23 protein-coding genes and 1 pseudogene are annotated in these 23,158 nt (G+C 71.1%); 15 read left to right on the top strand and 9 right to left on the bottom strand.

Annotated features, from left to right (window positions below; all coding sequences use genetic code 11):
- Positions 1-206 precede the first annotated feature (206 nt).
- On the bottom strand, positions 207-545 hold the full coding sequence (locus tag OCS65_RS28005; RefSeq protein ID WP_006944538.1) for a metallopeptidase family protein: 339 nt from the start codon (positions 543-545) through the stop codon (positions 207-209).
- A 13-nt stretch (positions 546-558) separates the two neighbouring features.
- Complete coding sequence (locus OCS65_RS28000) at positions 559-1,635, bottom strand: septum formation family protein (RefSeq protein WP_006944536.1); 1,077 nt, start codon at positions 1,633-1,635, stop codon at positions 559-561.
- A gap of 48 nt (positions 1,636-1,683) precedes the next feature.
- On the opposite strand from OCS65_RS28000, the gene OCS65_RS27995 reads away from it, so the two are divergent.
- The gene (locus tag OCS65_RS27995) at positions 1,684-2,073 is read left to right on the top strand and encodes an ankyrin repeat domain-containing protein (RefSeq protein WP_043798768.1); all 390 of its coding nucleotides are present in this window, start codon (positions 1,684-1,686) and stop codon (positions 2,071-2,073) included.
- 42 nt (positions 2,074-2,115) lie between these two features.
- A complete protein-coding gene (serS, locus tag OCS65_RS27990; RefSeq protein WP_029546990.1) occupies positions 2,116-3,378 on the top strand; it encodes a serine--tRNA ligase in 1,263 nt (420 codons plus the stop codon).
- 99 nt (positions 3,379-3,477) lie between these two features.
- On the opposite strand, the gene OCS65_RS27985 is transcribed toward serS, so the two are convergent.
- The gene (locus OCS65_RS27985; protein WP_006944530.1) at positions 3,478-3,870 is read right to left on the bottom strand and encodes a hypothetical protein; all 393 of its coding nucleotides are present in this window, start codon (positions 3,868-3,870) and stop codon (positions 3,478-3,480) included.
- 31 nt (positions 3,871-3,901) lie between these two features.
- A complete protein-coding gene (locus OCS65_RS27980) occupies positions 3,902-4,321 on the bottom strand; it encodes a PaaI family thioesterase (protein WP_202917463.1) in 420 nt (139 codons plus the stop codon).
- A 168-nt stretch (positions 4,322-4,489) separates the two neighbouring features.
- On the opposite strand from OCS65_RS27980, the gene OCS65_RS27975 reads away from it, so the two are divergent.
- Both OCS65_RS27975 and OCS65_RS27970 read left to right on the top strand, forming a co-directional pair.
- Complete coding sequence (locus OCS65_RS27975) at positions 4,490-5,668, top strand: MFS transporter (protein ID WP_029547010.1); 1,179 nt, start codon at positions 4,490-4,492, stop codon at positions 5,666-5,668.
- Between the two features lie 11 nt (positions 5,669-5,679).
- Positions 5,680-6,657, top strand: a complete 978-nt coding sequence (locus OCS65_RS27970; RefSeq protein WP_006944524.1) for a hypothetical protein — start codon at positions 5,680-5,682, stop codon at positions 6,655-6,657.
- Between the two features lie 38 nt (positions 6,658-6,695).
- Here the strand turns inward: OCS65_RS27970 and OCS65_RS27965 are convergent, their stop codons facing one another.
- Positions 6,696-8,246 carry an MBL fold metallo-hydrolase gene (locus tag OCS65_RS27965; protein ID WP_263508340.1) on the bottom strand — a complete coding sequence of 517 codons (1,551 nt, stop codon included), beginning with the start codon at positions 8,244-8,246 and terminating at the stop codon, positions 6,696-6,698.
- 173 nt (positions 8,247-8,419) lie between these two features.
- Here OCS65_RS27965 and OCS65_RS27960 point away from each other — a divergent pair, with 173 nt between their 5' ends.
- Positions 8,420-9,181 carry a lysophospholipid acyltransferase family protein gene (locus OCS65_RS27960; protein WP_006944520.1) on the top strand — a complete coding sequence of 254 codons (762 nt, stop codon included), beginning with the start codon at positions 8,420-8,422 and terminating at the stop codon, positions 9,179-9,181.
- Positions 9,182-9,251: 70 nt separating this feature from the next.
- Positions 9,252-10,073 carry a Cof-type HAD-IIB family hydrolase gene (locus OCS65_RS27955; RefSeq protein WP_029547012.1) on the top strand — a complete coding sequence of 274 codons (822 nt, stop codon included), beginning with the start codon at positions 9,252-9,254 and terminating at the stop codon, positions 10,071-10,073.
- Between the two features lie 90 nt (positions 10,074-10,163).
- On the opposite strand, the gene OCS65_RS27950 is transcribed toward OCS65_RS27955, so the two are convergent.
- Positions 10,164-12,218, bottom strand: a complete 2,055-nt coding sequence (locus OCS65_RS27950; protein WP_168578907.1) for an N-acetylmuramoyl-L-alanine amidase — start codon at positions 12,216-12,218, stop codon at positions 10,164-10,166.
- 317 nt (positions 12,219-12,535) lie between these two features.
- Here OCS65_RS27950 and OCS65_RS27945 point away from each other — a divergent pair, with 317 nt between their 5' ends.
- Complete coding sequence (locus tag OCS65_RS27945; protein WP_168578908.1) at positions 12,536-14,089, top strand: SpoIID/LytB domain-containing protein; 1,554 nt, start codon at positions 12,536-12,538, stop codon at positions 14,087-14,089.
- Positions 14,090-14,104: 15 nt separating this feature from the next.
- Here OCS65_RS27945 and OCS65_RS27940 read toward each other — a convergent pair whose 3' ends face one another.
- Positions 14,105-15,091, bottom strand: coding sequence for an LLM class F420-dependent oxidoreductase (locus tag OCS65_RS27940; RefSeq protein ID WP_029547015.1), 987 nt, complete (start codon positions 15,089-15,091; stop codon positions 14,105-14,107).
- Between the two features lie 198 nt (positions 15,092-15,289).
- On the opposite strand from OCS65_RS27940, the gene OCS65_RS27935 reads away from it, so the two are divergent.
- The 4 genes from OCS65_RS27935 to OCS65_RS27920 are packed head-to-tail and all read left to right on the top strand — an operon-like array spanning position 15,290 to position 18,255.
- Positions 15,290-16,330, top strand: a complete 1,041-nt coding sequence (locus OCS65_RS27935; RefSeq protein ID WP_006937175.1) for an AvrD family protein — start codon at positions 15,290-15,292, stop codon at positions 16,328-16,330.
- Positions 16,327-17,364, top strand: coding sequence for a beta-ketoacyl-ACP synthase III (locus OCS65_RS27930; protein ID WP_263508333.1), 1,038 nt, complete (start codon positions 16,327-16,329; stop codon positions 17,362-17,364). The genes OCS65_RS27935 and OCS65_RS27930 overlap by 4 nt, the downstream gene beginning before the upstream one ends.
- The gene (locus tag OCS65_RS27925) at positions 17,345-17,596 is read left to right on the top strand and encodes an acyl carrier protein (RefSeq protein ID WP_006937172.1); all 252 of its coding nucleotides are present in this window, start codon (positions 17,345-17,347) and stop codon (positions 17,594-17,596) included. Before OCS65_RS27930 ends, OCS65_RS27925 begins: the two co-directional genes overlap by 20 nt.
- Entirely contained in the window at positions 17,593-18,255 is a 663-nt protein-coding gene (locus tag OCS65_RS27920; RefSeq protein WP_168578910.1) for an HAD-IB family hydrolase, read from the top strand. Before OCS65_RS27925 ends, OCS65_RS27920 begins: the two co-directional genes overlap by 4 nt.
- Here OCS65_RS27920 and OCS65_RS27915 read toward each other — a convergent pair.
- Positions 18,201-19,037 carry a helix-turn-helix transcriptional regulator gene (locus tag OCS65_RS27915; RefSeq protein WP_043801803.1) on the bottom strand — a complete coding sequence of 279 codons (837 nt, stop codon included), beginning with the start codon at positions 19,035-19,037 and terminating at the stop codon, positions 18,201-18,203. The genes OCS65_RS27920 and OCS65_RS27915 overlap by 55 nt on opposite strands.
- Positions 19,038-19,139: 102 nt before the next feature.
- Complete coding sequence (locus OCS65_RS27910) at positions 19,140-19,547, bottom strand: winged helix-turn-helix transcriptional regulator (RefSeq protein WP_006937168.1); 408 nt, start codon at positions 19,545-19,547, stop codon at positions 19,140-19,142.
- Between the two features lie 201 nt (positions 19,548-19,748).
- On the opposite strand from OCS65_RS27910, the gene OCS65_RS27905 reads away from it, so the two are divergent.
- The 4 genes and pseudogenes from OCS65_RS27905 to OCS65_RS27890 all read left to right on the top strand — a co-directional run.
- Positions 19,749-20,375, top strand: a complete 627-nt coding sequence (locus OCS65_RS27905; RefSeq protein ID WP_006937166.1) for an FMN-dependent NADH-azoreductase — start codon at positions 19,749-19,751, stop codon at positions 20,373-20,375.
- A 34-nt stretch (positions 20,376-20,409) separates the two neighbouring features.
- Complete coding sequence (locus tag OCS65_RS27900) at positions 20,410-21,114, top strand: AAA family ATPase (protein ID WP_231772141.1); 705 nt, start codon at positions 20,410-20,412, stop codon at positions 21,112-21,114.
- Between the two features lie 11 nt (positions 21,115-21,125).
- Entirely contained in the window at positions 21,126-22,100 is a 975-nt protein-coding gene (locus OCS65_RS27895; RefSeq protein WP_231772948.1) for an NADPH:quinone reductase, read from the top strand.
- Positions 22,097-23,149, top strand: a pseudogene (locus tag OCS65_RS27890) (MFS transporter); the annotation flags it as partial. The gene OCS65_RS27895 and the pseudogene OCS65_RS27890, both read left to right, overlap by 4 nt.
- Between the last annotated feature and the right edge of the window lie 9 nt (positions 23,150-23,158).

The raw sequence follows: 23,158 nt of genomic DNA, 5'->3' as shown, positions 1-23,158 counted from the left end.
GTCCGGACGGCCGTCCCGCGGTACGGTCGGACCGGAGGTGATCGACATGGAAGAGATCGCAAAGATCGTCGGTATTGCTTTCGTCTACATCGTCGTCGCAGAGGTGATCATCGGTACGCTCGCCCTGCTGATCATTTCGACGATCAGTCCGCACTTTCTGCAGCGCAAGCCGAAGTACGGCGCGACCGGACCCCGTTACGGGTCCACTAGCCCCAGCCCAGCTCGTGCAGCCGAGCATCCTCGATTCCGAAGTAGTGAGCGATCTCGTGAATGACCGTCACCGCGACCTCGTGCACCACGTCGTCGTCGGAGTCGCAGATGTCGAGGATGGCGTCGCGATAGATGGTCACGGTGTCCGGTAGCGCGCCCGCATAGTGGCTGTCGCGCTCGGTGAGCGCGATCCCGTGGTAGAGCCCGAGCAGATCGGGCTCTTCCTCGTTTCTGGGCTCGACCAGCACCACCACGTTGTCGATGGCCCGCGCGAGTTCCGGTGGGATCAGATCCAGGGCCTCTCCGACGAGCTCGTCGAACCGCTCGTCGCCCATCCGTGCGGCCACCTCAGGCGCCCGGAACGGGCGCCGCCCCCGGCAGCGGGGTCGGCAGCGAGCGGCCCTCGGGCGCGGCGGGCGGCGGCACCGGCGGCTGGCCGTCGATGAGGATGTCGCCCGCGGCCGTGCCGGTGACCGACGCGAATCCGCCGCCCTCGACCTGCTTGCCCACCGAACAGTTGACCTTGCGGCTGCCCGCCAGCCAACTGTCGAAGTCCAGGTTGTCCCAGAACAGTGTGAGGGTCTTGTTGCGCAGCGCGTCGGGGCTGCCCAGGTAGGCGTTGGCGTTCTCGGTGCACGTCCCCTCGAGGTACTTGTCCTGGTCCTCGACACTCGGCAGACCGCCGGGGAACTGGCCGGACAGGTCCACCACGGAGATCACCTCGAAGGCGTGCGGCTGGGCGCAGTCCACCGGGTCCGCCGGCACCCCGTTGTTGATGCCGATGCACGTGCCCACGTCCCAGACCTTGGACTGGTCCTGGTCGGCGACCGTGCCCTTGATCGGCAGCAGGTTGCCTGTGGTGGAGGAGAACTGCAGGCCGCAGCGCAGCGTCCGCTCACCGGCCGCCCAGCCCGCCTCACCGGGGTTGATCAGGCCCACGCTGAACTTGCCGTGCGGGTCGAACCGGCCGTCGAGGTAGTTCATCGCGGCAGGTGCGCACAGTTCGTCGCGCAGTTCGGTGAAACGCAGCACCGACGGGAAGCGCGACCCGGGACCCCACTCGGCGCCCGGGTAGACGCTCAGGTCGATGTCCTTCACCACCTCGAACAGGTGCGACTCGGCGCAGTCCACCTTCGCGAGGTCGCTCGCATCGATCTCCGTCCAGGTCAGGCAGTCGCCTGCGACGGCTGTGCCGAAGGCCTCGCCGGCCACGGCGCCGGTGGTGACGACGGCACTCGTCGAACCGCCGGGCTCGTCGTCGGACCCGCCGAATCCCGCCACCACCGCGGTGACGAGCGCCGCGAGTACCGCGCCCGCCGCAACCAGCATCAAGGCGCGACGGGTCAGCTTCGCGGACGGGGCGCCCCGGACCCGCGACGCGGACGGTGTCGTCCGATCGGACTGCTGCTCACTCTCCTCGGCCATCACCGTCCATCATGCCTGTGCGCGGCGCCCCGGGTAACTTCGGTGCACATGACGGAGCCCATCGATCCCGAAGTCCAGGAGATCGCGCAGCGCCTGTTCGACGCCGCCCGCGCCGGGCACGTCGAGACGCTCGCCGCCTACGTCGACGCCGGGGTGCCGGTGAACCTGTGCAACGAGAAGGGCGACACCCTGCTGATGCTGGCGTCCTACCACGGTCACGCCGACGCGGTGCGGACCCTGATCGAACGGGGCGCCGACGTCGACCGGCTCAACGACCGCGGGCAGTCGCCGATCGCCGGCGCCGTGTTCAAAGGGGCGATCGACGTCGTGCGGGTGCTCACCGACGCCGGAGCCGACCCCTACGCCGGACATCCGAACGCCGTGGACTCGGCGAGGATGTTCCAACGCGAGGACTGCCTGCAACTGTGGGCACAGTAGGTCGGAATCGGCCGTAGACGGCGCCGAGTAGGCTGTGACCTCGTGATCGACCTCAAGTTCCTCCGCGAGAACCCCGACGCCGTCCGTGCCTCGCAGCGCACCCGAGGCGAGGACCCCGGTCTCGTCGACGCGCTGCTCGAGGCCGACGCGGCCCGCCGTGCCGCGGTGCTGGCCGGCGACAACATCCGCGCCGAGCAGAAGGCGCTGGGCAAGAAGGTCGGGCAGGCGTCCCCGGAGGAACGGCCCGCGCTGCTCGACGGTGCGAAGGAACTCGCCGCGAAGGTCAAGAAGCTCGAGGCCGAGCAGCAGGCCGCCGAGGAGGCGCTCGGGCGCGCGCACCTGGCGATCTCCAACATCGTGCAGGAGGGCGCCCCCGCCGGCGGGGAGGACGACTTCGTCACCCTCGAGACCGTCGGTGAGCTGCCCACCTTCGACTTCGAGCCGAAGGACCATCTGACCCTCGGCGAATCGCTCGGACTGATCGACATGGAGCGCGGCGCGAAGGTCTCCGGCGCCCGGTTCTACTTCCTCACCGGTTACGGCGCGCTGCTGCAGCTCGGCATGCTGCAGCTCGCCGCCCAGCGGGCCGTCGCCAACGGCTTCCAGATGATGATCCCCCCGGTGCTCGTGCGGCCGGAGATCATGCAGGGCACCGGCTTTCTCGGCGCCCACGCCGACGAGATCTACCACCTCGCCGACGACGACCTGTACCTCGTCGGCACGTCGGAGGTGCCGCTCGCCGGCTACCACTCCGGCGAGATCCTCGACCTGTCGGGCGGTCCGAAGCGGTACGCGGGCTGGTCGTCGTGCTTCCGCCGCGAGGCCGGCAGCTACGGCAAGGACACCCGCGGCATCATCCGGGTCCACCAGTTCGACAAGGTGGAGATGTTCGTCTACTGCAAGCCCGAGGACGCCACCGCCGAACACCAGCGGTTGCTCGCGTGGGAGCGCGACATGCTCGCCGCGATCGAGGTGCCGTACCGGGTCATCGACGTCGCGGGCGGTGACCTCGGCTCGTCGGCGGCCCGCAAGTTCGACTGCGAGGCGTGGGTGCCCACGCAGGAGCGCTACCGGGAACTGACGTCCACGTCGAACTGCACCACCTTCCAGGCTCGTCGCCTCGGCGTGCGCTACCGCGACGAGAACGGCAAGCCGCAGATCGCCGCCACCCTCAACGGCACGCTCGCCACCACCCGCTGGCTCGTCGCGATCCTCGAGAACCACCAGCAGGCCGACGGGTCCGTGCGCGTTCCGTCGGCGCTCGTGCCGTTCGTCGGGCGTGAGGTGCTCGAACCGCCGGCCTGAGGCGTTCCGCCGCGTGGGGTGGCGGCCGAATGTCACATGGGTTCGCTCGGATCGAACGCATGTGACATTCGGTCACCCCGCCCGGGAGGGCCGACGCCGTCAGCTGCCCGGGTCGCAGCCGACGGCCACGTACGCGTGCAGGCCGTCGGGGTCGTCGCGCAGCAGATACTCGTAGTCGCTGGTGGCCATCACGGCGTCGTTCGCGTCGCGGAACGACCAGCGCACCCGGGCCCGCACGATCTTGTCGGTGACCGGGGAGAGGTCGAGCAACTCGTGCCCCACACCGGCGAGGCCGTGCTTCCGGTAGGTCTCGTTGCTCTGCGTGAGCGCCTCGGTGATCTCCTTCCGGTTCGCCAGCGATCCGGCGAACGAATCCGTCAGGATCGTGCCCGGTTCACCCCACAGCGCGGCCGAGGCCTCGGCGTCGAACCCGGCGAGCGCCTCTCCGTACAGGGTGAAGAAGCGGTCCAGTGCGATGCGTTCCACGCTCATGCACTTCAGTGTGCGGGTCCGGCGACGGTTGTCAGCGCAGAATCAGGCAGGTGGTCGACGCGGTCGCGAGCAACCGGTCGTTCTCGTCGCGGGCCTCGCCGCGGGCGGTGGCGGTGCGACGGCCGCTGTACTCGCAGATGCCGTGCACGCGGACGACGCCGTTGCCGGCCTGGACCGGCCGCAGATACCGCACCTGCAGGTCCAGGGTCGTGTACCCGACACCGGCCTCGAGCGTGCTCGACACGCTGAACCCCATCGCGGTGTCGAACATCGTCGCGATCACGCCGCCGTGCACGCTGCCCACCGCGTTGGCGTGGAACTCCTGCGGTTCCATGCTCACCTCCACCCAGCCCTCGCGGGCGTCGGTTACCCGGAAGCCGAGCGTGCGCGACGTCGGATGGTGCGGGATGGAGCCGTCGATCAGGCCGCGCAGGAAGTCGAGGCCCTGCATGTCGCGGTTCGCGGCGGACGTCGGGGCGGGGTCGTCCCACGTGTAGGTGCGCTGGCGTTCGGTCACCCGCCGACCGTATCGCGCGGTGACAAACCCGTCCGCGCGTGCCACCCTGGAGCCATGCGCCACCGATGTTGATCCGGCTCCGCCTCTTCCCTGACCGTTCGTGTGGTGGCGTACGCGGCCACCCGCGAACTCGTGCCGCTCTACGGCCTGTACGCCCTGCTGTTCGAGGACCACGGCCTCGGTACGGGCGAAATCTCGTCGCTCTTCGTGCTGTGGTCCGTCGTGGCGTTCGTCGCGGAGGTGCCGTCGGGCGCGTGGGCCGACACGGTGTCCCGCCGGGGCCTGTTGCTGCTCAGCGCGGTCCTGTTCACCGCGGGCTTCGCCCTGTGGCTGCTGTTCCCGGGCTACTGGGGGTTCGCGGCGGGCTTCGTGGCGTGGGGGATCAGCGAGTCGCTGAAGTCCGGGACGTTCGAGGCCCTGGTGTACGACGAACTGTCCGCACGCGGGGCGGCGCACCGGTATCCGGCGGTACTGGGCTACGCGAACGCCGGCGAGACGCTGTGCGTCCTCGTCGCGACGCTGTCGGCCGCGCCGCTGTTCGCGGTGGGCGGCTACGCGACGGTGGGGTGGTTGTCGGTGGCGATCACCATCGGCAACGGGTTGCTCGTCCTCACCCTGCCGGCCGCCCCCCGTCACGCCTCGGCGGACGAGACAGGCGCCGTTCCAGGCGCTTTCGTGACCCGCTACCTGGCGGTGCTGCACGCCGGGACGAGCGAGGCGCGACGCAGCGCCGTGGTGCGCCGCGCGGTGCTGCTCGCGGCGCTGCTGTCGGCGTGCCTCGCGTTCGAGGAGTACTTCGCGTTGCTGGCGCGCGAGGGTGGCTCGAGCACGTCCGCGGCGCCGGTGCTGGTGGCGATCACCGTTGCGGGACAGGTGCTCGGCGCCGCGACGGCCGGCCGCACCGCGGCAATGACCGGTCGTGCCATGGGGGCGGTGATCGCCGCCGGGGGTGTGCTGCTGGCGGCGGGTGCCGCGCTCGGCGGCGCGGCGGGATTCGTGGCGATCGGCATCGGCTACGGCGCCCTGCACAACGCGATGATCGTCGCCGAGGCGCGGATGCAGGACGCGATGAGCGGGACCGCCCGCGCGACCGTGACGTCGGTGTCGGGCCTCGTCGGCGAGGTCGCGTCGGTGGCGGTCTACGCCGGCTTCGCGCTCGGAACGGTCTGGCTGCCGCTGGCGGCGGTGCTCGCCGCGTGGGCGGTGCCCCTGCTCGGCCTGGCCGTCGCGGCGGTGCGGTGGCTGCCGCCGTCTCAGTCCCCTCTTAATTCGCCGGACTAACGTCCTCCGCCATGCGTGCTCGTCTCGTTCCCGCCCTGTTCGTCGCCGCCGGTCTCGGCCTGATCGGTACCGGTTCCGCCTTCGCGTACGCCGACGCGCCCGCCGTCGCGACGCCGGCCGACGCACCGCCCGCCGCGACCGGCGACCCGCTTTCCGGCACCCGCAACAACCTTCAGCAGGCCGGGTTGCCGCTCGCGCTTCTCGGCGGTGGGGTCGGGCAGCTCACCGACGGCAGCCGCCAGCTCGACGACGGCGCCCACCAGCTCGCCGACGGGCTCGCGCAGGCCAGCGCGGGTGGGCAGCAGCTCGCCGACGGGCTCGGTCAGCTCCAGGGCGGGGTGGGCCTGCTCGGCGACGGTGCGACCCAGGTCAGCGATGGCGTCGACCAGGTCGTCGACCGGCTCACCGGCTTCGGGGAGATGCAGGCGGGCGTGACCGAGCAGCTGACCGTCGTCGCCGGCACCCTGCGGCAGTCGCCCGACCCGGTGTCCCAGGAGGCCGCCGCCCGGCTCGACGGGCTCGTCGGACGGCTGAACACCGAGGGGCTCGGCCCGGAGACGCTCGCGCAGCTCGAGCAGCTGCGCGGCGGCGCGCGGCAGCTCGCCTACGAATTGAGCGACCCGGACGCGCAGTTCGTCGCCGGCATGGTGCAGGCCGCCGACGGCTCGCGGCAGCTACGCGACGGACTGATGCTCCTCGACGACGGCGGCCGGCAGCTCGTCGACGGCACCGGACAGCTCGTGGACGGCGTCGGCCCGGTCACCGGGGTGATCGAGGGAGTCTCGGACAACGTGCGGGAAGCGACGGCCGCGCTGCCGAAGTCGCCGGCCCCGGCGTCGTCGGGCGACGTCGCGGCGGCGGCGGAGACGACCGCCGAGCGGCAGTGGTGGCCGTATGCGCTCGTCGCGCTGGGGGCGCTGGTGCTCGCCGTGCCGGCACTGTTGCCGAACGTGCTGCGGCCGAATGTCACACGCGTTCGATCGAACTGAACCCATGTGACATTCGGCCACACCCACGCGACGGGGGGTCAGAGCTTGCGGGAGCGCAGCTCGTGACCGCGGGAGGTCTTGCAGCGGCCGGTCACGAGGTCCCACTGCCAGCCGTGCAGGTTGCAGGTGAGGCTGGTGCCCTCGACGACACCGAACTTCGACAGGTCGGCCTTCAGGTGCGGGCAGCGGCGCTGGATCTCGAACCCGCCCAGCTCGATCGACGCGGAATCGTCGTGGGCCTCCGCGAACCAGCCGTCCGCGTAGGCGATCCGCTCGTCGGTGAGGCACTTGAAGAACGTGTAGAGGAATTCGTTGTAGCCGCCCACACGCCACGCCTCGAAGCGGGTGGACAGGAAGATGGTGTTCACCCAGTCCGGCTCGTCGTCGCGCAGGACCGTGCGCACCAGCTCCGGCGCGATGCGGAAACCGTAGCGGTACTTGCCTTCTCCCTCGATGGGTTCGCGGACGACCCGCTTGGGGAAGTCCAGCACGACCGTCTCCTCGCCCATCACCAGGCCGACGGGGTAGCCGATGCCGTCGCAGATCAGATCGGACTGCGCCATGATCGGCTCGAACTTCGCCTTGAGCGGGCCGAGCAGCGGCTCGCCCTCGGCGGGGGCCCACGTCGCCTTCTCGGCCTCGAGCACCGGGGCCAGGCGCTGCGCCATCTCCTCGATGTACGCGGCCTTGTCGGTGAAGATCCGCTCGACGTCGGCGTCCGGGATCGGGTGGGTCAGCGTCATCGACGTGCTGCCGTGCACCTCGAGCATCGAACCGGGGATCATCAGCACGCCGCCGTCGTTGCCGTGGAGGCGCATCTGCTCGAGGAAGACCATCTGGTCGGGGAAGATGTTGCCCTCGTCGCCGTGGTCGTCGTTGAGGTGGCGCAGCGCCGGATCGAGGAACACCGGCGGCCCGGCCGACGGGACCACCCACGTCGCGCCGACCTGGTCGATGTAGCTGCGGCAGCGGTCCATGCCGCGCTGGCGCTTCTGCTTGCCGAAGTTCGCCTTGGTGCGCTTGGGGATGTCGTAGACCATCGGGTACCAGATCGCGCCCGAGTACTGCAGCAGGTGGACGTCGATCCGACCGAACGCCTCGAGCATCGAGTCCATCTCGACCGGGCGGGCGTCGTTCATGTTGAACACCGTGGTCTCGCCGTCCGAGACGACGAGGCCGGAGTCGCCGATCGGCCCGTCCGCGGGCGCGCGCAGGGCGATGATCATGACGTCGAGGTCGCCCTTGGGGCCGCTGACGGTGTGCTTGACGGAATCGGTCGTCTCGAGGAACTTCGTGAACCCGAGCTGCTCGAGGTCGCGGCGCAGGTCCGGGACCGGGAAGTCGGGCAGCAGCACCGTCGCGTCCTTGTTGACGTGCTTGCTCAGGTTCTCCGGGTCGAAGTGGTCCTTGTGCAGGTGCGAGACGTACAGGTAGTCGACGTCGCCGAGCTTGTCCCAGTCCAACTGCGTGTTGTCCGGGAAGGGGAACCACGACGCGAAGTACGCGGGGTTGACCCACGGATCGCACAGGATCGATCCCGCTGCGGTCTGAATGTGGAACCCGGCGTGTCCGACGCTGGTGATCTGCACTTCGTTGCCTCCTGACGTGCTGACCGACGTACCACCCAGCGTAGGGGGACGCCGGTGCGGCGCCGCGCCCAGGCGGTGAACCCGGGCCGGATACGGGCCTTTGATCCCGAATCGGGCGGGCGGCGGACATCGGGCGGAGCCCGCAGCCGCCGATCCGGCTACTCTGACCGACTGTGGAACCCTTCTACCGGACCGTCATCGGCCTCGCCCGGACCGTCTTCGCCGCGCAGGGACTGAAGTTCACCGTCACCGGCGCCGAGAACATCCCCGCCGTCGGTGGCGCCGTGATCGCCATGAACCACGTCGGCTACATGGACTTCACCTACGCGGGCCTGCCCGCCCGCACCTCCAAGCGCTACATCCGGTTCATGGCGAAGAAGGAGGTCTTCGACCACAAGATCTCCGGTCCCCTGATGCGGGCCATGAAGCACATCCCCGTCGACCGGGCCGACGGCGCCGACTCCTACCGCGCGGCGGTGGCGGCGCTGCGTGCGGGCGAGCTGGTCGGGGTCTTCCCCGAGGCCACGATCAGCCGCAGCTTCGAGATCAAGGGCTTCAAGACGGGTGCCGCGCGGATGGCGCTGGAGGCGGACGTGCCGATCATCCCCGTGGTGATGTGGGGGTCCCAGCGGGTGTGGACGAAGGGGCACCCCAAGCGCCTCGGCCGCACGAAGACGCCGATCTCGATCGCCGTCGGCGAACCCATCGCGCCGAACGCGTCGGCGTCGGAGCTGACCGCGGAGCTGCACGAGACGATGGAGCGCATGCTGCGGGAACTGCAGGGCAGCTACGTCCACGAAGCCGGTGCGTACTGGGTGCCCGCCCGGCTCGGCGGCACCGCGCCCACGCTCGCGGAGGCCACGGCGCTCGACGACGCCGACACCGCCGCGCGCAAGGCCCGCCGGGCGCAGAAGGATGCCGGCACCGACCGGTGACGACGACAGCCGCGGTGAGGCCCGGGTCGTCCGGATGCGCCGTGTCGCGGCGGACCGGCACAATGGCGAAGTGAGCCGAGATCTGCCGAGCCTGGTTGCCACCGACGTCGACGGCACCCTCATCGACGACGAGGAGCGCGTCTCGGACCGTACCCGCGCGGCGGTGCAGGCCGTGGTGTCCTCCGGGACGCCGTTCGTCCTGGCCACCGGCCGTCCGCCGCGATGGATTCCGCCGGTGATCGAGCAACTCGGTTTCGCGCCCATGGCGGTGTGCGCCAACGGCGCGGTGCTCTACGACAGCGCCGCCGACCGGGTCCTGAGCGCCGCCGTGCTCTCCGCGGACGAGCTGGCCTGGGTTGCCGACGTCGCCAACAGCGTGCTGCCCGGCTGCGGTCTGGCCGCCGAGCGGATCGGGGCGAGCGCCCACGACGCCGCGACGCCGCAGTTCGTCAGCGCCCCCGGCTACGAGCATGCGTGGCTGAATCCGGACAACACCGAGCTCGCCGACCACGAGGTGATCGCCGAGCCGGCGGTGAAGCTGCTGATCCGGATGGCGTCGGCGACGAGCCACGAGATGGCCGAAGCGCTGGCCCCGCAGCTCTGCGGCCTGGTGGATGTCACCTATTCCACGGACAACGGCCTGATCGAGATCTCCGCCTCGGGGGTGACGAAGGCGTCGGGCCTGCAGCTGATGGCCGAGCACCTGGGGGTGGCGGCCGACGGGATCGTCGCGTTCGGGGACATGCCCAACGACATCCCGATGTTGTCGATGGCGCGCCACGGGGTCGCGATGGAGAACGCGCACCCGGACACGAAGGCGGCCGCGGACGAGGTCACCGCCACCAACACCGAGGACGGGGTAGCCCGCATCCTCGAGCGTTGGTGGCGGTGACGGCCCCGGCGAGGGGACCGGCGGCCGGCTAGGGCCCCGGCGAGGGGACCGGCGGCCGGCTAGGGCCCCGGCGAGGGGACCGGCGGCCGGCTAGGGCACCGGCGCCGGTGCCGGCGCTTCGGGGGCGGGTGCCGGTGCCGGGGCCTCGGGGGCGGGGGCCGGCGCGCCGGCGGGCTGCGGCGCCGCCTGTTCGTACGCGTCGTTGTAGGCGCGCAGCACCTTCGTCACCGCACCGGTGAGTTCGTTGAAGATCAGCGAGCCGAACTCGAAGTCCGAACGCCAGCCGTCCGGCACGCGGTACTCGTCGCTGGTCGGCAGGCCGAGCTCGCCCGCGTCGAGGCCGCTGCGCTGCCACGTCTTGTAGATCTCGCCGAGCACCGTCCACACGCCGCCGTTCGGCGAGGTGTAGATGGCGCCGTTGACGAACTCGGCGCGCTCGTAGCCCGCCTTGGCGGGCAGGATCCCGGACACGGCGGTCCCCAGGCGGCCGGTCTCGCCGCCCTCGGCGATCCACTTCTGCGCCAGCGGCGAGTTGTCGGTGAGCCGGATCAGCTCTCCGACCAGGTCCGCGACCTTCTCGGCCGAGCCGGTGTCGGGCAGGCGGTCCGCCGATCCGGTGGCCGGGGCCCCCGCGTCGACGTCGGGCAGCTGCGCGCGCGGACTGTCGGTGACGAGGTCGGACGAGTCGTCGCTCGGGGTGCTGGGCGTGGTGCTCTGTCCGGCCGCGGTGGCCGCCGCGATGTCACGGATCTCGTCCATCTTCGCGTAACCGGAGTCGCCGGGGCAGCTGGTGTTGCCGACGTCGCGGTGCGCGAAGATGATCGGCAGGTCCACGGCCGCGCCCTGCGGGTACGGGGTGAACGACGTGCCCTCCGAGTACATGGTGGTCTCGCCCTTGGGGTCGAGACCGGCCTTGGCGAGCCGCCAGCCGAGGAAGCGGCCCACCGCGTCGACCGTGGCCTTCGGCGGTTCGACGTTGGAGAAGTCGCCCATCATCGCGATGCCGACGGTGTTCTCGTTGAAGCCGCCGGCGTGCGCGCCCTGCACGGGCTTGTCCAGGCCGCCGGCGCGGCCCTCGAAGATCTGGCCGTAGCGGTCGACGAGCACGTTGTAGCCGACGTCGCACCAGCCCAGGGTCTGGGCGTGGTAGGCGTAGATGGCCCGCACGATCTCCGCCGATTCGGCCTTGGAGTAGTCGTTGCTGCCGGCGGTGTGGTGCACGGTGGCACCGCCGAGCTCGTCGTCGTAGGTGGCGTCCTGGCAGCGGATGGACTCGTCGGCGCCCCACTGCGCTCGGGTGATCACCTTCGGTCCGGACCCTCCGACCGGACCGGCGATGTCCTCGAGCGCGGCGTCGGCGCTGCTCGATCCCGGGTTGATGAGCACGGCGCTGACGTCGTCGGCGGCGGCCCGCGCGGGTTCCTGGGCGTGCAACGGCCGTGACGACGACGCCGGCGCATAGCCCAGCTCCGGCTGGGCCGGAGCGGGCGCCGGTGCAGGGGCGGGTGCGGTCGGCGGCGCGGCCGGGGCGGGAATCTCGGCGCCGGCGAGCGTCGGTTCGGGCGCCGGGCGCGGAGTGAGCAGCACCTGCACGGCCTTGGTGGCACCGACGTAGATCGGTTCGGTGCCGGCCCGCTCGTCGGGGGTCCGGTCGGAGCGGCTCGTGTCGATCGGTTCGGTGGCCGTCCACGGTCCCCAGCTGCCGTCGTCGCGCTGGGCCCGGATGCGTGCGTCGGTGTCGGCGACGTCCTTCGCGGCCAGCGCGATCATGCTGAACGGGGCGTCGCGGGTGAGCTGCTTGACGGTGGCGCCGATGCGATCGACGACGTCGGCGGCTGCGGGTGCGGGCGCCGGGATGGTCGACGGGGCGGGCGCGGTGATCTCCGGCAGGCCCGCGGCGAGTTCCTTCAGGCTCAGGTCCGGCAGGTTCAGGCCGGTGAGTTCGTGGATCGGGATCACGATGTCGGGCACCGAGGCGAGGACGACCTCGGCGATCTCGGGCGGTACGACGATGGGGACGGACTCGTTGGTGGAGCGGACGTCCGATGTGGTGCTCGTGACGCCGTAGACGGCGAATGGGCTGGCGACGGCCAGGGCGGCGACGGCACCCAGGACGATCGACGGCTTCGGTCGGCGATGCGGCACGGTGCTTCTCCCTGTCGGTGTTCGCGGCGGTCCTCGGCGGCCGGGCGGCGCTCGGCCGAGGCCGAGGAGCCGGCTCGAATCGAACCGAATCCTCCGTCATCCGGACGACCCGAAGTGCGGAACGGCCGAGAATCGTGTGCAACTTGTGATTCTGGTGTTACTGGTGTGGCTGTTGTTGCTTCATTCAGTCACTCTTGCCACACTAGTCGCAGACAACCTTAAGCCTCAACCTGAGCTTGAGGATCCGTCTCGAATGTCCGATACGCGCGGACCTGCGTCCGGGCGGCACACGGTGCGAGAACGAGGGAGTGCAGCGCATGCCACGAAAGTCCATCCGCCGGACCCATCGCCGGCGGCGTCTCGTCGTCGGACACCCCCTCCGCAACGGCTGGCGGCCCGCCACGGCCCGCGCCGCGGCGATCGGCCTCGCCCCCGCGCTGCTGGTCGGCGCCGCAATCGGCGGGGTGCTGCACGTGCACGCCGAACCCGACGTCGCCCAGGCCGTGGCCGCCGACACCCCCTTCACCTTCGTGGGCTTCGGTCACGGCCACGGTCGCGGCATGGGCCAGTGGGGCGCCTACGGCTACGCCACCGAGCACGGCTGGTCCGCCGACCGGATCCTCGGTCACTACTACGGCGGCACCACCCTCGGCGCCCTTCCCGAGAACATGATGATCGCGGTCCGGCTCGTCGGGCAGGACGACGCGCCCCTCGACGTGTACTCCGACACCGGGATGACCGTCGCCGGCCGGCAGACCGGGCCGGGCGAGGCCGCCCACCTGACGCCCACCGCGGACGGGGGAGCGGACGTCGTCGTCACCGCCGGTTGTTCCGGCGAGGTGCTATGGCAGGGCCGCGCCGACCTGCCGTGGGTGGACCCCGTCGACATGGGCGAGGCCCGGCCCGTCGCCGAACACCTCAAGCTCTGCGGCAACAGCGCGCCCTACCGCGGCTCCCTCGGTGTCGTCCTCGACGGCTCCGCGCCGCGCACCGTCAACCGGCTGTCGATGGAGGACTACCTGCTCAGTGTCGTCCCGGCCGAGTCGCTGCCCAGCTGGGCCGACACCGGCGGCGCCGAGGCGCTGCGCGCGCAGGCCATCGCCGCCCGCTCCTACGCCGCGGCGGAGAACCGCTCGCCGCTGTGGCAGACGTGCGACAGCCAGAACTGCCAGGTGTACGCAGGGTCCGCCAAGGAGGACCCGCGCACGAACGAGGCGGTGAACTCGACCCGCGGCACCGTCCTCATGAAGGACGGCAAGGTCGTCGCCAGCGAGTTCTCCGCTTCGACCGGCGGTTACTCCGCCGGCGGCGCCTTCCCGTCCGTCGAGGACCTCGGCGACGCCGTCGCCCCCAACCGGCAGTGGGCCCAGACGATGACCGCCGGCGAGATCGGCACGGCCTTCGGCGTCGGCGAACTGCAGGCCTTCGAGATCGTCGGCCGCAACAACCTCGGCGCCGACGGCGGCCGCGTCACCCACGTGCGCATCGTCGGTGCCGACCGCACGGTCGAGACCACCGGTGCCGAGGCGCGCGCCAAACTGGGCCTGCGCTCCGACTGGTTCACCGTCCAGGAGGGTGCCGACGCCACGGTTCCGCCGTCCACCCCCGCGCCCGAACCCGGCCCCGAGGTCGGCGACGAACCCTTCGAGACCGGGCAGGGCTCACCCATCGAGGAGAAGTACCTCGAGCTCGGCGGGCACGACGGCACCCTGGGCACCCCGGTCGGGCCGGAGCTCATGCTGCCCGACGAACGCGGCAAGTTCCGCGTCTTCACCGGCGGCATCATCGTCTGGACCCCCGACCTCGGCGCCCAGGTGATCGACGCGAGCATCATGCGCGAGTGGCTGCCGGGCACCGGCAGCGCCGAGTAGCGTCTCTTCCCCGGCTCACCGGCCGGCCAGCAGATCTGTGAGGGTGCGGCCGGTGAGTTCGACGATCCCCTCCTCGTGGCCGTTCGTCACGAGATTGACGATCAGTCGGTCGATGCCGTGCCGGAGCACCCGGTGATCGAACTCCTCGGCCACCTCCGCCGGTGTGCCCACGAAGTGCCGATCGGTGGCGGCCGCCGATTCGCGCTCCGTGAGCCGGCGGAGGTCGATTCCCCGGGCGAGCAGGAACTGCCGGTGCAGATCGCGGGCGCGATCGCCGTTCTCGTCGATCATCACGTAGCCGAGGTAACTGACGTCCAGGGACGCCGGGTCGCGGCCGAGCTCCGCGCATCGCGCCCGGACGGCCGCCAGCTTGCGCGGTATTTCGCGTGCGGCGCACAGGATATTGAGATGGTCGGCCCAACGAGCCGCGAAGGCGAACGTCCGTCGTTCGCCCCCGCCGCCGATCAGCACCGGCAGGTCGTTGCGCAGGCGGGGTTCGTTCCGGGCGTCCTCGGTGTGGTACCACCTGCCGTCCACCGAGGGGCGTTCGCCCCGCAGCATGGGCACGACGATCTCGAGCGATTCCCCCAGGCGTTCGAACCGCTCACGGAGCGAACCGAACTCGAAACCGTAGGCCCGGTGTTCGAACTCGTACCAGCCCGCCCCCAGCCCCAGCACGGCGCGGCCACCGCTGATCACATCGACCGTGGTGACCGTCTTGGCCAGCAGGGCCGGGTTGCGATACGTGTTGCCGGTGACCAACGCCGACAACCGGATCGACGTCGTCACCGCCGCGAGCGCCGCGAGCGTCGAGTACGCCTCGAGCATCGGTTCGTCGGGCGAACCGATCAGGGGCAGTGGATAGAAGTGGTCCATCACGAACACCGTGTCGAACCCGGATCTCTCGGCCGCGCGGGCCTGGGCGGCGACGGTGGGGAAGATGCCGGTGGCCGGTCCGGGATAGGTGAAGTTCGGGATCTGGTAACCGAGTCGGATGCTCACGGACCGCAACCGTAGCGCCTCCGAAGTGCCTGTGCGCCAACGAAAGGTGACGCGGATGCCGGCCGAACCGCGTCGGGGCCGGTCGCAGCGTGGTGGTGCCGACACCAGGATCGGCACACCCTGGCTGGGGCGGCGACGCCGGTTCACGATGGTGCCGGACACCGTGTTCGGACACCGATGTGATCTGGGGGTAGACACATGGCAGCGGCCGTGGCACAGGGCAGTTTCACGCTGGACTCACCGAGCCGATACCTCGGTCCGGCCGAGGACAGGTTCTTCGGGGCCGGCTATCGCCGAGTCCGGCAGAACCTCCGCTTCGCCGGTCTCCTCGACCATCCGGCGACCGGGATCAGGGCGAATGCCGGCGTGGAATGCCCGTCGGACTGGTCGACGAAGGGTACGACGGCGCAGCGCCCGCACCTGAGCACGATCGACGTTCTGCTCGTCGCCACGCGGGCGGCCGGCGCGGTGATCGGGGCCGCGTACGGTCTCGACGAGGCCGATCTGGCGGCGGCGTGGGTGCGGTCGGTGGTGATCCGCGCGGCCGCCGCGCCCGTCGAGCACGACCTCGGAAACCTGGACGTGACAGCCGAACACGTCCGATCCGAGGTGGAGCCCGGTCGTGCCGAGCACGCCGGACGGAGTGCGTGCGTGGACGCGGTGCGGGTGCGGGTCGCCGGCTTCGCGGTCGAGCTGGAGGTCGTCCACCCCGGAGTGGGGACGCCCGCGTCGCGACTCGACCCGGCCGTGGCCGACCGTCTGCTCGCCCACGCGGCCGGACCCTACGCCGACGGGTACCGCACCCACGAGATGCGCACGCAGGACATCCGCGTGGACGGTACCGTCGCGCACGCCCGGTCGAGGCTCGTCGCCGGCCCCGGCGACGGCATACCCGGCGCCGGACTGGCCGCGCGGTACGAGCCGCACGTGACGCTCGTCGACGCATTCGTGGAGACCCTGCAGCTCGGCCAGATCCTGATGTACGAACTCGACGGGATCGACCGCGCCACGAGCAACACGCTGTGGATGCGCCGCACGGTTCTGCACACCGCCGATCCGGCCGTGCAGACCGAGGCCGAGGTGCCCGTCACCGTGACGTTGGAGGCGCTCCGCTCCCTCGCCCGGGGCGGCGCGCTGTGGCGCGCGTGCGACATCGTCTCCGAGCGGAACGGCACCGCCGTGCGCTGCTCGGTCGCGCACGAACTGCCGGCGCCCGCCGCCGGATCGGACCTGCGGTGACCACCGCAGCGGGCGCCCGCGACCGGGGAACGCGCGCCGCCGTGATCGCGGGAATCGGCGGATACGTTCCCGGGGAGGCGATCCCCAATACGGCGTTCGAGCACCGCCTCGACACGAGCGACGAGTGGATCCGCCAGCGGACCGGAATCGGATTCCGGCACTTCGTGTCGGTGGCCGCGAGCCGGCGAGCCCTGGCGTCCGCGGGAGAACACGCGGTCGACATGGTGATCCTGGCGACGACCACCCCCGACCATCCCTGTCCCGCAACCGCACCCAGCGTCGCCAGCCGGCTGGGCCTCGGGCCGGTCCCGGCATTCGACGTCGCGGCCGTGTGCAGCGGCTTCCTCTACGCCCTGATGCTGGCGGAATCGACGATCCGCTCGGGCGGTGCCGAGCGGGTGCTCGTCGTCGGAGCCGACTCCTTCAGCACGATTCTCGATCCCGGGGACCGGAACACGGCGGTGATCTTCGGCGACGGAGCCGGCGCCATGGTGCTGCGGTCCGGACACCGCGACGAGGACGGTGCCGTACTCGCGACCCACCTGGGTTCCGACGGGGGACAGGCGGACTTGATCATGGTGCCCGGGGGCGGCTCCCGGGAACGAACCAGCGAATCCGCCTCGACCGGATGGAACCGCTACTTCACGATGCAGGGCAAGCGGGTGTTCGAGGCGGCCGTGGCGGCGATGTCGGAGTCCGCGGCCTCCGTCATGGGCCGGGTCGGCTGGACACCGGCGACGGTGGATCGCCTCGTGGCGCATCAGGCCAACCTCCGGATCCTCCGATCGGTGTCCTACCGGCTCGGGCTGCCCGCGGAACGCGCCCTCGTGCACCTGGACCGGGTCGGCAACACGAGCGCGGCGTCGATTCCCCTCGCCCTCGCCGACGCCGCCCAGCGGATCGGGGCGGGAGAACGCATGATCCTCACCGCATTCGGCGGTGGAACCACCTGGGGTGCGGCCGCGGTGACGTGGCCGCACCTCGTCTCTTCCCACTCTCACACAGGAGCGCAGGATGACTCTCTCGTATCGTGACATCGCGGCCGTCGTCGACGAGCACTTTCCCGAATTCTCCGGCCCCATCGACGAACACACCACCTTCGACGACCTCAGCTGCGACTCCCTGGTGCTCGTCGAGCTCGGGTCGATCCTGTCCGCCCGGTACGCGATCGACGTCGCGGAGGAGGACATGGTGGCGGCGCACACGTTCCAGGGCGTGGCGGACCTGGTCAACCGCCTGCGGGTGGACGACGTCGCGACGGCGTGACCGCACGGTGCGCGTTCGTCGACGTGGACGAGACGCTCGTCGCGCAGGTGACGCTGTTCTCGCTGCTGCTGTTCGACGGCGCCGAGCGTGGCGCCGGCGGGCAGGCGCGGGCGCACCTCGCCGGACTGCGGTCGCTGAGGGTGCGCGGGGTGCCGCGAGCGGTGACCAACCGGGCGTACTACACGTGGTGGCAGGGTCGTTCGCTCGCCGAGGTCGCGGCCGCGGGCCGACGGTGGTTCGCGCGACAACTGTCCTTGGGCGGGTTCTTCCACGAAGCTGTGCTCGCGGACCTCGCCGCGCGGACCTCGGACGGTTTCGCGATCGTTCTCGTCTCCGGGTCCTTCGCGCCGGCCCTGGATCCCATCGCCGAACACATCGGTGCGGCGGCCGTGCTGTGCACCGACCTGGAGTCGTCCGCGGGGCGATACACCGGCGTCGTGCGCGCCACGATGCTGGGCCCGGACAAGGCGCGCGCCGTGGCGGCGTATGCCCGTGCCCACGGAACGGATCTCGGCCGCTCGATCGCGTACGGGGACCACGTCTCGGATGCGCCGATGCTCGATCTGGCGGGGGAACGCGTCGTGGTGGGGGAGGGGATGCCCGGTTATCCCGCGACGCGTTCGATCCGCACCGGCGTGTCCGAACCGGTGGACCGATAGCCGGATTCGGGAATCTGTAGAACGAGGGCCCGGCTCGGATCGGACCCGAGTGGGAACGAGACGGTGCGGAAGTCGATGCGTCCGAACTCCTCGTGGCGGAAGGCGAGGAGTTCGGGCGGTTCCGCGCACACGGAGCGTTCGTCCCACAGCGCGGCGAACACCTCGCTCTCCCGGCAGAGCCGGCGCGCGGTCTCGGCGAACACGGGATCGTCGACGTAGCGCGCCACCTGGAGACGGTACCGGCCGACGAGACTGCGCGCCGTGGCCTCCGGATCACAGTACCGCTGTGCGCGACCGTCTTCCGTGAAGAACCGGACCAGGCAATTGGTGCCCGCCCGGACGTCGAGCAGGTCCCGGGCCGGGATGTTGGCCACGTCCACGCACCAGTGCCGGTTGACGATGTAGGCCGGCTCGCGGAAACCGTCGACGATGTACTGGAGCAGATCGTCGCGAACTGTGCTGCGCTGCTGCGTGTTCGGAGACCGGTCGGGCACACCCGCGAGCAGCCGCAGGTGGATCCGCTCCGCGTCGTCGAGGCGCAATGCGCGCGAGATCGCGTCGAGCACCTGGGATGAGACGTTGATGGGCCGGCCCTGCTCGAGCCAGGTGTACCAGGAGAGCCCGACGTTCGCCAGCGCCGCGACCTCCTCACGGCGAAGACCGGGCGTGCGCCGCCGGCCCGAGGCGACGAGGCCCACATCCGAGGGCGACAGCCGGGCCCGGTGTCGACGGAGGAAGATGCTCAGCTCGGTTCTGCGATTTTCCTTCGACGTCGCGTTCACAGGCGTGAATCCAATCGACGACGGTGCGGCAGGTCAATGCCGCCCGCCGTCGCGGGCGTCGACTGCGTTCGAAATCACAGGGAGTCGGTGCGGCGGACCACGTCACCCGGTGTTGCGGGTCGCGCGGTCGTACTCCTCGCGATGCACCAGGATGTCGGCGATGTTCGACTCCGCCCAGTCCTTGATCTCGGCGACGATCGGGACCAGGGACTCGCCGAGGGGCGTGAGGCGGTAGTCCACCCGCGGCGGGACCGACGGCGTCACCGTCCGCTCCACGACACCGTCACGCTCGAGGGTCCGCAGCGTGGTGGTGAGCATCTTCTGGCTCACGCCGGCGATCGTGCGGCGCAGTTCGCTGTGCCGCCGCGGGCCGTCCGTCAGGGCCGACAGGATCAGCGTCGCCCATTTGTTGCTCAAGGTCTCCAGCACCTGACGTGCCGGGCATCCGGCCAGGTAGATGCTGTACCGGGCCTTCTCCCGCTCGCGTCGTTCACCGGCGGTCGTCGTCATCGAATTCCCCCGTAACCGTTCCCCGCACCCGCGCCCCGCCGCAGCCCGGGAACCTCGAGGTGCCCGAGGCACTCGAAAGTGCCGTCTTGAGCTGCCGCGGCACGCGGATGATGCTGTCCCCTGCAGCCTAGCTGCGTGTGCGGGTGGCGGCCTGCTCGTCGGCACCCGCGGCCTGCGACGACATCTTCCGAGAGGATCCCGATGACCAAGCTCCTGCATGTGAACGCCTCTGCCCGTGGCGAACACAGCCAGTCCCTCGCCATCGCACGGGCCTTCGTCGAGGCGCTGGCGGATCGCCGGCCCGACCTCGAGGTCGACACCCTCGACCTGTTCTCCGCGGACCTGCCGGAGTTCGGCACGGTCGCCGCCGACGCCAAGATGGCCGTCTTCGGCGGTCAGGAACAGACCGCCGAGCAGAAGGCGGCGTGGGACGCGGCCCGGGCCGTGTTCGACCGGTTCGCGGCGGCCGACGTGTACGTGTTCAACGTGCCGATGTGGAACGCGGGTGTGCCGTACGTCCTCAAGCAGTGGATCGACATCGTCACGCAGCCCGGCTGGGCGTTCGGCTTCGACCCCGCCACCGGATACGAGGGGCTGCTGACCGGCAAGCGGGCTCTCGCCGTCTACACCAGCGGGGTCTACGCGCCGGGCGTGCCGCTCGAGTTCGGCGCGGACTTCGCCACCACCTTCTTCGACGACTGGCTGCGCTTCGTCGGCATCACCGACACCGAGGTCGTCCGGTTCGCCCCGACCGTTCTGACCGGCGCCCCCGACGAGGACCTGGCCGGCCACGTGGCGCACGCACAGAAGCTCGCGGCCAACTTCTGACCACCGCGAACACCGCCACGGAAAGGCACGCGCAATGCGCTTGGGAATCTCGGGAACCTATTCCTCCGGAAAGACACTGACCTCCATCGCGTTGTCCGAGTACACGGGCATCCCCCGTACCCGGGCGAAGACGATGCGGGAGATCCTCCCCGAGGCCGCCCCCGGCAAGACGCTCGAGGAATGCACGTCCGCGGAGCTGCTGCAGATGATCGTCGTCCGGCACGTCGATCGGGCGATCCACGAACGGAACCTGTGGGACGGGTTCATCTCCGACGGTTCGTCGCTGCAGGAATGGATCTACGGCTCCGTCCGGGTCACCTACGGCATCAACCCGAACGAGTCGGTGGGCCTGGGCGAAGGGGTACCCGTGCCGCGCACGCCCGAACTGACCTACTTCGAGGACGTCGTCGCCGAACTGGGCAAGGCGTTCAAGCGGCACGTGAAGGAGACGTTCGACGCCTTCGTGCACCTGCCCAACGAGCTGCCGCTCAGCGCGGACGGGCATCGTCCGGTCAACGAGCACTTCCGTGCCCGGGCCGACCGCATGCTCGAGGAGATCATGGCGGAACTGGCGATTCCGTTCCACGTGGTGGGCGGCGACCTGCCGGCCCGGTTGGAACGGATCACCGAGCTCTTCGGCTTCACCCCGGTGCTGCCGGTCGACGTCGCCGTTGCCCGGGCGCTCGACGAGTACGCCGCCCTCGACACCCGGATCGAGACCGCACGGGCGGGAGTCTGACGGTGCCGGACATGCTCGCGGCGGTGTACGAGCGCCTCGGCGCGGCCCGGGACGTGCTCGACGTTCGCCGGATGCCGCGACCGGAGCCCGGGCCCGGGGAGGTGCGCGTTCGCCTCCGGCTGTCCGCGGTCAACCCGTCCGACTGGCGGGCCCGGCTGCACGGCCGGGGGACGCCGCTGCAGTGGCAGATCCCGCACTCGGACGGCGTCGGAGTGGTCGACGCAGTGGGGCCGGGTGCCGATCCCGGCCGCATCGGTTCCCGGGTGTGGGTGTGGAACGCCGCGTGGCGGCGCCGGCACGGCACCGCAGCCCAGTGGACGTGTGTCCCCGATCGGCAGGCGGTGAACCTGCCCGAGCACGTCGGGGACGAGCTCGCCGCCGGGCTCGGCATCCCGTTCATGACCGCATGGCACGCCCTGTTCGCGGACGGTCCGCTCGACGGTGCGACCGTGCTGGTGGCGGGCGGGGCCGGCGCGGTGGGGAACGCGGCCGTGCAGCTGGCGAGCCGGGCCGGCGCCACGGTGCTGGCCACGGCGAGCACGGACGAGAAGGCACGGCTCGCGCGCGCGGCGGGGGCGTCCGTGGTGGTCGACTACCGCAGCTCCGAGGCCGCCGCGGCGCTGCGGGCCGCCGCGCCGGACGGCGTCGGGCGCATTCTGGAACTCGCCCTGGGACGCAACCTCGACCTCGACCTCGAGGTGCTCGCCGACCACGGCACCGTCGTCGTGTACGCCCCCGAACCCGAACCGCCGCCGATTCCCGTGCAGCGGTTGATGGCCCGGAACCTCCGAACCCATTTCCTGCTCGTCTACACCATCGGTCCGCGAGCCCAGGAGGACGCGGTGCGCGGCATCACGGCGGCACTCGAGGACGGCGCGCTCACCCCGTTGCCGACGGTGTGGTTCCCCCTGCACGAGGTGGCGGCGGCGCACGAGGCGGTCGAGGGTGGGGTGCTCGGGAAGGTCGTGCTGGGGCTGCCCGAATGACGGAGCCGGATCTCGCCTCGCCCCGGGACCGGTCGTCCGGCGAGGGGGATGCCGTGGCGGCGTTCCTCCCGGTCGTCGTACTGCTCGGACTCCTCGCGGTGCTCGTGCTGTCCCAGCTCTACGCCGTGATCCCCGTGTTCGGTGTCCTCGCCGACGACCTGGGCCTCGACGCGCAGCGGGTCACCGTGACCCACACCGCGTTCGGCATCGCCTATGCGGTGGGGTTCCTCGCCTGGGGCGCCGTCGTCGACCGCATCGGACCGCGGCGGACCCTGCTGACGGGTCTGGGTGCGCTCGTCCCGGCCACCGTGCTGGTCGCCACCGCCCGGGACGCGACGTGGATGATCGCCGCGCGGGTGCTGCAGGGCGCGGTGGCCGCGGCGTTCGCGCCTGCCGCCTTCGCGTACGTCGGCACCCGGATCGCGGTGGCTCGCCGGGCGACGGCACTGTCGGTGCTCACCGGGTCCTTCCTCGCGTCCGTCGTCCTCGGGCAGATCGCCGCCCAGGCCGTGTCCGCGATCGCCGGATGGCGGTGGTTCTTCGGGATCGGTGCTGTCCTGTTCGCCGTGGCGACGGTGGCGGTGCTCGCCGCGGTCGACGACGAACCACCGCCGCGACCCGGGCCGCAGCCGGTGACGGCGGCCGTCGCGCTGCTCGGATCGGCACGCACCGTCGCCGTGCTGGCGGTCACCGCCACGGTGCTGGCCGGTTTCGTGGCGCTCCACACCGGCGTCCAACGCTTCGCCGTGGTGGCGGATCCCGACGATCTGCTGGTCTTCCGGGCGTCGGCGCTGCCGGCGATCGTCGCGGCACCGCTGCTGTCGGGTCTGCTCGGCCGGATCCGGACCGGGCACCGCATCGTCGTCCTCCTCCTCGTGGCGGCGGCCTGCGCGACGGTGGCGCAGGACGCGCCGGTGGCCGCCTTCGCCGCGATCACGTTCTGCGTGGCGGTGATCGCCCCCGCTCTGATCGCCCTCGTGCTCGACCGTTCGGGCCCGCACCGTGGTGCCGGGACGGCGCTCTACACCTGCGCGCTGTTCGTCGGCGCGGGGCTGGGG

Origin of the sequence: Rhodococcus aetherivorans (assembly GCF_025722975.1) — a bacterium.
Taxonomy (GTDB): Bacteria; Actinomycetota; Actinomycetes; order Mycobacteriales; family Mycobacteriaceae; genus Rhodococcus; species Rhodococcus aetherivorans.
This window is presented reverse-complemented; position numbering and strand designations above follow the sequence as displayed.